Genomic DNA, 8314 nt, shown 5'->3' with positions numbered 1-8314 from the left:
TCGGGTACTTCTGGCACGTCGGGCACTTCCGGCACCTCGGGCACCTCCGGTACGTCGGGTACTTCCGGCACCTCGGGTACTTCTGGCACGTCGGGCACTTCCGGCACGTCGGGCACTTCCGGTACCTCGGGTACTTCCGGCACGTCGGGTACCTCGGGTACTTCCGGCACGTCGGGCACCTCCGGCACCGGCGTCACCCCGCTCGGCAATGTCCTCCAGAAATCCGGCAACCTCGTGACGGCAGTCGGTACGACGGTCGCGAACGGCGGCGGCGTGATCGGCGGCGTGCAGATTCCCGGCACGAACCCGACGACGGCCAACAGCGTCGGCAACGCGGTCACGAGCCTCGGCAATGGCGTGCAGGCGCTCGGCAACGGCGTCGCGGCCGGCCTCGGCTCGATCGGCGTGTCGGCGAACCCGCTCGGACCGACGCTGACGTCGACTACCGGCCTGCTGACCGGCGCCGGCGGCGCGGTCAACAACCTCGGCAACGCGGTGAAGAGCCTCGGCTCCGGCCCGCTGTCGCCGCTGTCGCCGGTCACGACGCTCGTCGGCGATCTCGTCAACACCGTGGGCGGCGCCGTCAACTCGACCGCGTCGGGCCTCAACACGGCGCTGAACAGCTCGCCGGTCCAGCAGCTCGAGACGCAGGTCGGCAAGGTGATCAACCCGATCACGAACACGCTGACCGGCGGTGTCACGACGCCGGGCGCCACGCAGACGCTCGGCGGCGTCACGCTGCTCGGCACGCCGCTCAACGGCCTGCTGAGCGCACTCGGCAACGGCCTCGCCCTCGCCGGCACGAAGGTCGGCGGCGCAACCGGCAACCCGGTCGGCACCGGCCTCGGCGGCGTCGTGGCACAGCTCGGCAACACGGTGACGTCCACCGGCGGCCTCGTCCACGACAACAACGCGGGCAGCTCCAGCAGCGGCACGGGCGGCAGCAACCCGCTCGCCCCGATCACGGGCCTGCTCGGCACGCTGACGGGCGGCCTGGGCGGCGGCAGCTCGAGCGGTTCGGGCGGCACGAGCGGCACGAGCAGCGGCGGCCCGCTCGGACCGGTCACGGGCCTGCTCGGCTCGCTGACGGGTGCGCTCGGCGGCCTCGGTTCGAGCGGCACGAGCGGCACCGGCGGAACGAGTGGCACCAGCGGCACCGGTGGCGCGGGTGTCGGCGGCCTGCTGGCGCCGGTCACCAACCTCGTCAATTCGCTGACGCCGCTCGGCGCCAGCCTCACGGGCACGGTCACGACGCCGGGCGGCAACGTGACGGGCACGCTCGGCGGCCTGCTGTCGAGCGGCCCGGTCGGCACGGTGACGGGTGCACTGACGACGCCGGCAGGCGCCGCCGGCGCCATCGGCACCGCGAGCCCGGGCGGCGCGGCCGGCACGGCCACGACGCCGGCCGGCGGCGGCTCCGTGGCGGCCGGCCTGACCGGCAGCTCGAACGGCGGTGCCGCGGGCGGTGCCGGCAACCTGCTGTCGCCGGTGACGAACCTCCTCGGCGGTCTGCTGGGCGGCGGCACCAAGAAGTAACGCTTTACCTATCAGAACCACAGGCCAATGGCCGGGCGCGCATCCATACAAAGCCCGGCCGACGGCCGGCGTCACCCGCCCAGCGGGGGCGCCGGCCTTCACCCGTACGAGGATCCGATCATGAACTCCACGCTTGACGGCATCGCCGCGGTCCAGGACCGCCCACCCCGTTCCGCCACGCCCCTGCGCGCCGGCCTGCTCGGCATCGCCGCCGGACTGTTCGCGCTGTGGATCACGCGCGGCCAGCCGACTTTCGATGCAGCCACGCGCGCGGTCATCGCCAGCCTCGCGATCATCGGCACGATCGCGCTGCACGAAATCTTCATCTCGCGCGTCTACCTGCGCCCGAGCGCGGGCCTGTCGCGGCAGGCCGTGCGCCCGCTCGGCATCGCGCGCGTTGCGACGCGGCTCGGCGCGTTGGCGTCGATCTACGCGGGCATCGGCGCGATCTACTGGCTGCTGCCGGAATACCACGGCGCGTTCTACCGGCCGTTCTGGTCGCTGCTGCGCTCGCTCGCGCCGTACGTGATCGTCGCCGCGCCGTTCTACTTCGCGTGGATGGATCGCCACCAGCGCGAGACCGACGACGCGTACCTGCTGTGGGGCCGCTTCCTGTTCCGCCGCGAGCAGCCCGCGAGCTGGAAGCCGGTGCGCGAGATGCTGGCCGGCTGGGGCGTGAAGGCGTTCTTCCTGCCGCTGATGACCGTCTACCTGTCGAAGGACGCCGATCACCTGACCGCGTCGCTCGCGAACGCGATGCACGCGCCGGCGACGATCGCGACCTTCATGTTCATGTACGACCTGTCGTTCACGATGGACCTGATGTTCGGCACCGTCGGTTACCTGTGCACGTTCCGCATCCTCGACAGCCACGTGCGCACCGTCGAGCCGACGACGCTCGGCTGGGTAGCCGCGCTGATGTGCTACCAGCCATTCTGGTCGCTGTTCTCGAACAACTACATCCGCTACGAAGGCACGTTGTTCTGGGACAACTGGCTGCAGTCGGCCCCGACGCTGCGCGTGATCTGGGGCACGGTGATCATCCTGCTGCTGCTGACCTACGCGCTGTGCACGATCTCGTTCGGGCTGCGTTTCTCGAACCTCACCAACCGCGGGATCATCACGTCGGGCCCGTACCGCTTCACGAAGCATCCGGCGTACATCACGAAGAACCTGTCGTACTGGATGGTGTCGGTGCCGTTCGTCGAGCCGCTCGGGTGGCAGGTCGGGCTGATGCACTGCGCGGGGCTCGTTGCGGTCAACCTGATCTACTACACGCGGGCGAAGACCGAGGAACGGCACCTGATGCGCGACCCCGACTATCGCGCGTATGCCGAATGGATCGCGCAACACGGGTTGTTCGCGCGGATGAAGCAGGCGTTCGGGCAGCGCGCGCCGGCCTGACACGGCGGCGCAAGGCGGGGCCTGCTGCGCCGCCCACGCTTGCGTCGGCGTTCGCACATCGCCGTTTCGCCGGTTCCGGCACAGTGCGCGCGCCCTTGCGATCAAGTACGCGCGCAGCAGTGCTCGCTGCCGCGACTCGATTGCGATCCGCGCAACGCGAAGCTGTGTGCGTACTACGAGGCACTCGGCTTCGCACGCGTCGCGCTTCGTCCGCTGCCCGGCGGTTACATCGCTTCGCTCTACGAGCGCGCGGTGGCCGATTGACGGCACCGGCCATGCGCGCACTACCCGGCAGCGACTGTCCGGCTGGCCCACCCGCCGCTCGGGCTAGGGCGCGCGCTCATGCGGCCAATTGTCGCGAAACGATACGATTCTCCGCGTTTCGTCGCTTTTCTCCACCGATACGATTGCCCGCCCCCGACTCCTCGCGTATGGTGCTGGCCGTCCGCGCCCGATCGGTCGCCCGGACACCCGACCGTCGTCGCGCACGACGGCCGCGCGGGCCGTGCCCGCCGTCACCGTCTCCGCGGCACCGCCCTTCGGCGCCGCGCATTCATGAGGAGAGAGACGTGATTCACAAAGTCCTGATCCTGTTCGCACTCTGCATCGCGGGCCTCGCCGCGATCGCCGCCGGTTTCCAGCACATCCCCAGCTGATTCGCGGCCCCGGCTCGCTTCGCCGAGCCCGGGGGCCGCACCCATTCCTCCCCCTCTTGCGATGAACCACTTTCTCGGACCGCCCGGGACGGGCGCCTTTTGCCATGCGCATCGACGTACAGCATTCCCAGCACGACATCGACGATGAACTCGACTCGCTCTACACACGCCTGCACCAGCCGGGCCATCGCCTGCACGGCCTGCCGGCCGTCGCGCTCGGCCGCTCCGGCCTGATCGTCCGCCACCGCGAGGCCGACGGCGAGTACTTCCTGTACGTCGAGGATCCGGCCGCGCGCCAGCTCGCCGGCTATACGGTGTTCAACCGCCTGCCCGAAATCCCGCGTCGCGCCGACCGCTACCTGCGCGCGCCGCACACGCGGCTGCGCGGATCCGCGCAACGCAAGGGCCTCGCGACGACGCTGTATCGCTGGGGACTCGACGCCGGCCTGTGCCTGATCAGCGGCGCCCGTCAGTCGATCGGCGCGGCGCAGCTGTGGACCGCGCTGGCCCATGACTATCGACACGGCTTCGTCGACATCGAAGGCCGCGCGCTGCGCTATCTGGGCGAAGCCGTTGCCGACGACGTGCACGGCGCGCTGCATACGCGTCGTCTGCTGCTCGGCAACGGGTGGGAAATCGGCGCATTCGCGCGCGCGGCCGGGATGGCCGACGTCGTTGCCGCAGGATGTCGCCACCCGGGATTTCCGCGGGAAAGGCGCGAACCGCACCGCTTGCACGGGGGCGCCAAAGCGCGTCACTCCGCCCGTGCACCGATGCGATAATCCGTCGGGCCCGCGCGCCCCCATCGCGCAAACCACCCAACGACACGCTCCTCGATGGCTACCGAACTCCAACCCGATTCCGAGCGCCGCATCGACATCGTCGCGTTATGCGGCAGCCTGCGCGCGCAGTCGTATAACGCGGCGCTGCTGGATGCGGCGGCACGCGTCGCGCCGCCCGGGACGCGCATCACGCGCTTCGATCGCCTCGGCGAATTTCCGCTGTTCAACCCCGACGCGGAATATCCGTCGCCGGCCGCGGTGCGCGACCTGATCGATCGCCTGAACGCCGCCGACGGCGTACTGATCGCAAGCCCGGAATACGCGCACGGCGTGACCGGCGTGATGAAGAACGCGCTCGACTGGGTCGTGGGATGCGAAGCGTTCGTGTACAAGCCGGTCGCGGTGCTGAACGCATCGCCGCGCGCGACGCATGCGGACGCGGCGCTGAGGGAAACGCTGTCGGTGATGTCGGCGAACATCGTCGAGCGCGCGTCGATCACGCTCCCGATCCTCGGCAGCCAGCTCGACGCGGCAGGCATCGCCGCGCATCCGCCGTTCGCAGCGGCGCTGGTCGAGGCGCTGCACGCGCTCGGCGCGGAGATTGCCGACGGCACGTCAGCACGCTGACGTTGCGCAACCTGGATTCCATCGCAGTCCGGATTAATCGGACGCCGTGCCCATCGACAGGCGCAACGTCCGGCCCGGATCATCGTCCGCGATAGATCGGTCTGTCGGCCGTCATCGAACCCGATTCGCTCGCGGCCGGTGCCGCCATGCCGTATCCACTGGTATCGGCCGTCGACGTGCCGGTCGAACCGATCTTCTTCAGCGCTTCCGCCAATCGTGCCGGATAGTACGGGTCTTCGCCGTTCTGCCGGTAGCCGGCTGCACGCAGGGCGGCCAGTTCGGCCTTCACTTCCGCGCGCGTCACGGTGGACTGCGGCGCGGCCCACGCGGAAATGGAAACCGAAACGGAAGCGGTCGCGGCAACCGTCGCGAGAACATACAGAGCAAGCTTGTTCATCTGATCTCTCCTGAGCATCGACGACGTTGTCGACGGAGAGTGAGTCGAGCCGCGTGCGCAAAGATGACACTCGCCGAAGAAAAAATCCGGCGTCGCGTCACGGTGCAGGTGCCACGCGGCACGCCGGCAGGAGCGGCATGTAACGGCGCGTTGAACGAAAACCCGAACGTCTGTCAGATTCCGCCGGCTCGCGCGACTACCGGCATGTGGCCCGGCGCCACCCTCTGTTTTCGTTCAAAGGGTCCGACATGAAAACCAGAATCTGGATACTGATCGCGTCGCATCTCGCGACGGGGCTCGTGGCGTTTGCCGCGGGCATCTACGTGCTGCCGATCCTCACGGCGACGGAAGGCGCAAGCGCCGTCGAGCTGCAAGTGGCCGCGGAAAACGCGCGCCATACCGGCCGCTTCGAACGCAACCTGCCGGGAAGCGACGCGCTGCACTGGGCGGACGGCAAGCTGACCGTCACCGATTCGTCGATCGCGTTCGAGGGCGACATCGCACCGGGCCCCGACTACAAGCTCTATCTCGTGCCGGCCTTCGTCGATACGCGAGCGTCGTTCCTCGCGATCAAGGCGCGCGCCGTACGCGTGGGCGACCTGAAGACATTCGGCAATTTCGTCGTGGCGCTTCCCGACGACGTGAATCCCGCGCAATACACGTCGGTCGTGATCTGGTGCGAACGCTTCTCGAAATTCATCAGCGCGGCCCGCTATCAAAGCGCGCCGGCGTCGGGCCTGACGCCGATGTGACCGGCCCCCGGCGGCGGCGATGCGTGCCCGCGCGCTACCGGCTCTTGCCGCGCGCGCCCTTCTTCACCGTCTTCGCGCGCGGGGCTTCCTTCTCGGGCTGCGCGCCGCCGCCGGCGAGATCCTCGAGCCATGCGAGCGCATCGACGTACGACAGGAACTGCTGCAGATATTCCGGCGACAGCTCGCGCATCGTCGCGAGCGACCGGTGCACGAGACTGTTCGAATTGAGCGGCCCCGCGTTGCGCGGCACCTGGTCGAGCGACTGGCGGTATTGCTGTTCGGTGCGGACCTTCGACCACATCGTGCGGAAGTAGTCGACCAGCTCGGGATCGAGCCCGCGCCGGTCGGCCTGCGCATCGCGGCCGAGCCGTTCGACGAGCGCCGCCAGCGACGGACCGCGTCCGGCCGCACCATCGTCGGCTTGCGCGATGCCGCTCGCGGCGGCCTTCGCTTCGTCGGCCCGCGCGACGACCGCCGCGAAGCCTTCGATCAGCGCGGCGAGCCGCGCGTCGAGCAGCCCGCGCGCGTTGCCTTCGAGCGCGGCCGCACGCCGCTCGAGCGCGTCGATCCGGAGAAAGCGCACGGGGTCGAGCCGGTCGGCGCCCTGCTCGCGCCATGCGTCGAGTGTCGCGCGAACGTGCGTCGCGTCGTCGGTCACTTCGCGCTCCCTCCGTTCGATGCCGACTTGCGCGGCACCGGCGCGATCTCCACGCGACGGTTCTTCGCACGGCCTTCATCGTCCGCATTCGAGCTGACCGGCTGTTCCGAGCCGAACGCGGCCGCGAACACCGACGACGCCGGCACGCCGGCGTCGATCATCGCGCGCGTGACCGTCAACGCGCGCTTGGCCGACAGTTCCCAGTTGTCCGCGAACTGGCGGTTGCCGGCATGCACCTGCTGGTCGTCGGCGAAGCCGCTGATCATCAGGATCTCGTCGCGGGTCTTCAGGTAGGCGGCGAGCGGTGCGGCCAGCGTCTTCAGCAGGTCGCGGCCGGCGGGCTGCAACTGGTCGGAGTTCAGCGCGAACAGCACGTTGCCGCTGATGCCGATGCGCCCGTTCACGAGCGTCACGCGGCCGGCCGCGAGCGGCCCGGCGAGCGCCTGCTCGAGCGACTTGCGCTGCTGCGCTTCCTGCTGGCGCGCACGCACGGCTTCCTCGAGCTTCGACGTGAGCTGCAACTGCATGCCGATCACGCCGACGAGGATCAGCACGAACGCGCCGAGCAGCACCGACATCAGGTCGGCGAACGCGGGCCACACCGGCGCGGAGGACGCGCCGCCGTCGATTTCGTCGTGCATGCGTTACGCTCCGACGGACGCCCGCCGGCCGGCGAGCTGCTGCAGGTCTTCGACGATCTGCTTCTGCGACATCATGCTCAGGTCGATCACCTCGCGCGCCTGCGCGACGTAGTACTCGAGCTGCTCGTCGCTGCGCGCGAGCGACTTCTCGAGCGCGGCCTCGATGCGTTGCAGATGGGTCAGCAGCTTGTCGTTCGACTCGCCGAACACCTGCACGGCCATCCCGAACGCATCGCCGAGGCTCGCGACCTCGACCGCGCCCGCCGTCACTTGCGCGGCCACCGAGTCGAGCTTGCGCGTTTCGGCGTCGACGGTGTCGTTGAAGCGCGCCCCGACGCGGTCGAGCAGGTCGGCCGACGTGCTGACGAGCGCGTCGATCGCGGTGCGCTGTTCGGTCGACGCGTGATTGACCGCGCCGAGCAGCGTTTCGAGCGTCGCGAGCAGGCGGCTGCGTTCCTCGAGCATCGCGGTGTCGTGTACCAGGCTGTCGGACAAGCGCTGGCGCAGCTCGGCGACGACGTCGGCCGCGGCCTTCGGCGCCTCCGACGCAGCCTGCACGAGGCGCGCGATCTCGTTGATCGTGTCGCTCGCATGCACCTGCGCCTGCGCGGTGATGTCGTTCGCGGTGCGGGCCAGCGTGTCGCAGATGTCCTGCTGGCGCGTCGCGGCCTGCGCGCTCGTGTGCGCCCATTCGTCGCGCAGCGCGGCCGCCATCGCGGCGAGCGAGTCGTTCCACGCGGCGAGGCGTGCTTCGTCGCGGGCGGCCAGTTGCGTCTGCAGGCCCGTGTGCGAATCGCGGATCGTCGACAGCAGGTCGTTCGAGCGCCGTTCGAAGGTCGAAGCCTGCGCGGTCAGGTCGCG

8 protein-coding genes and 2 pseudogenes are annotated in these 8314 nt (G+C 69.7%); 5 read left to right on the top strand and 5 right to left on the bottom strand.

The annotated features are described in order from the left end of the window. Positions 1 to 341 (bottom strand): annotated as a pseudogene (locus tag VK92_RS43440) (highly repetitive protein); the annotation flags it as partial. Between VK92_RS43440 and VK92_RS36280 the strand changes: the two are divergent. From VK92_RS36280 to VK92_RS36260, 4 genes are all read left to right on the top strand, one after another. Continuing rightward, positions 235 to 1536 carry a collagen-like triple helix repeat-containing protein gene (locus tag VK92_RS36280; protein ID WP_021163890.1) on the top strand — a complete coding sequence of 434 codons (1302 nt, stop codon included), beginning with the start codon at positions 235 to 237 and terminating at the stop codon, positions 1534 to 1536. The pseudogene VK92_RS43440 and the gene VK92_RS36280 overlap by 107 nt on opposite strands. Positions 1537 to 1656: 120 nt before the next feature. Further along, a complete protein-coding gene (locus tag VK92_RS36275) occupies positions 1657 to 2940 on the top strand; it encodes an isoprenylcysteine carboxylmethyltransferase family protein (protein WP_021163891.1) in 1284 nt (427 codons plus the stop codon). A gap of 760 nt (positions 2941 to 3700) precedes the next feature. Continuing rightward, positions 3701 to 4378, top strand: coding sequence for a hypothetical protein (locus VK92_RS36265; RefSeq protein WP_048020248.1), 678 nt, complete (start codon positions 3701 to 3703; stop codon positions 4376 to 4378). A 54-nt stretch (positions 4379 to 4432) separates the two neighbouring features. Then, on the top strand, positions 4433 to 5005 hold the full coding sequence (locus VK92_RS36260; RefSeq protein ID WP_048020250.1) for an NADPH-dependent FMN reductase: 573 nt from the start codon (positions 4433 to 4435) through the stop codon (positions 5003 to 5005). Positions 5006 to 5084: 79 nt separating this feature from the next. On the opposite strand, the gene VK92_RS36255 is transcribed toward VK92_RS36260, so the two are convergent. Next, positions 5085 to 5402 carry a DUF4148 domain-containing protein gene (locus VK92_RS36255; protein ID WP_048020252.1) on the bottom strand — a complete coding sequence of 106 codons (318 nt, stop codon included), beginning with the start codon at positions 5400 to 5402 and terminating at the stop codon, positions 5085 to 5087. A 248-nt stretch (positions 5403 to 5650) separates the two neighbouring features. On the opposite strand from VK92_RS36255, the gene VK92_RS36250 reads away from it, so the two are divergent. Beyond that, positions 5651 to 6154, top strand: a complete 504-nt coding sequence (locus tag VK92_RS36250) for a DM13 domain-containing protein (protein ID WP_048020254.1) — start codon at positions 5651 to 5653, stop codon at positions 6152 to 6154. A 34-nt stretch (positions 6155 to 6188) separates the two neighbouring features. Here the strand turns inward: VK92_RS36250 and VK92_RS36245 are convergent, their stop codons facing one another. The 3 genes and pseudogenes from VK92_RS36245 to VK92_RS36235 form a co-directional block, all read right to left on the bottom strand. Further along, on the bottom strand, positions 6189 to 6812 hold the full coding sequence (locus tag VK92_RS36245) for a DUF2894 domain-containing protein (protein WP_048020256.1): 624 nt from the start codon (positions 6810 to 6812) through the stop codon (positions 6189 to 6191). Further along, positions 6809 to 7453, bottom strand: coding sequence for an OmpA family protein (locus tag VK92_RS36240; protein ID WP_048020257.1), 645 nt, complete (start codon positions 7451 to 7453; stop codon positions 6809 to 6811). Before VK92_RS36240 ends, VK92_RS36245 begins: the two co-directional genes overlap by 4 nt. Before the next feature lie 3 nt (positions 7454 to 7456). Beyond that, positions 7457 to 8314: pseudogene (locus tag VK92_RS36235) on the bottom strand (DUF802 domain-containing protein); the annotation flags it as partial.

The sequence above is a fragment of the Burkholderia sp. LK4 genome (assembly GCF_001043615.1).
Lineage (GTDB): Bacteria > Pseudomonadota > Gammaproteobacteria > Burkholderiales > Burkholderiaceae > Burkholderia > Burkholderia cepacia.
This window is presented reverse-complemented; position numbering and strand designations above follow the sequence as displayed.

What these genes read in the sequence shown, in the direction of transcription:
- VK92_RS36275 (WP_021163891.1), top strand. Translation starts at nt 1,657, where the DNA reads ATGAACTCCACGCTTGACGGCATCGCCGCGGTCCAGGACCGCCCACCC.
- VK92_RS36265 (WP_048020248.1), top strand. Translation starts at nt 3,701, where the DNA reads ATGCGCATCGACGTACAGCATTCCCAGCACGACATCGACGATGAACTC.
- VK92_RS36260 (WP_048020250.1), top strand. Translation starts at nt 4,433, where the DNA reads ATGGCTACCGAACTCCAACCCGATTCCGAGCGCCGCATCGACATCGTC.
- VK92_RS36255 (WP_048020252.1), bottom strand. Translation starts at nt 5,402, where the DNA reads ATGAACAAGCTTGCTCTGTATGTTCTCGCGACGGTTGCCGCGACCGCT.
- VK92_RS36250 (WP_048020254.1), top strand. Translation starts at nt 5,651, where the DNA reads ATGAAAACCAGAATCTGGATACTGATCGCGTCGCATCTCGCGACGGGG.
- VK92_RS36240 (WP_048020257.1), bottom strand. Translation starts at nt 7,453, where the DNA reads ATGCACGACGAAATCGACGGCGGCGCGTCCTCCGCGCCGGTGTGGCCC.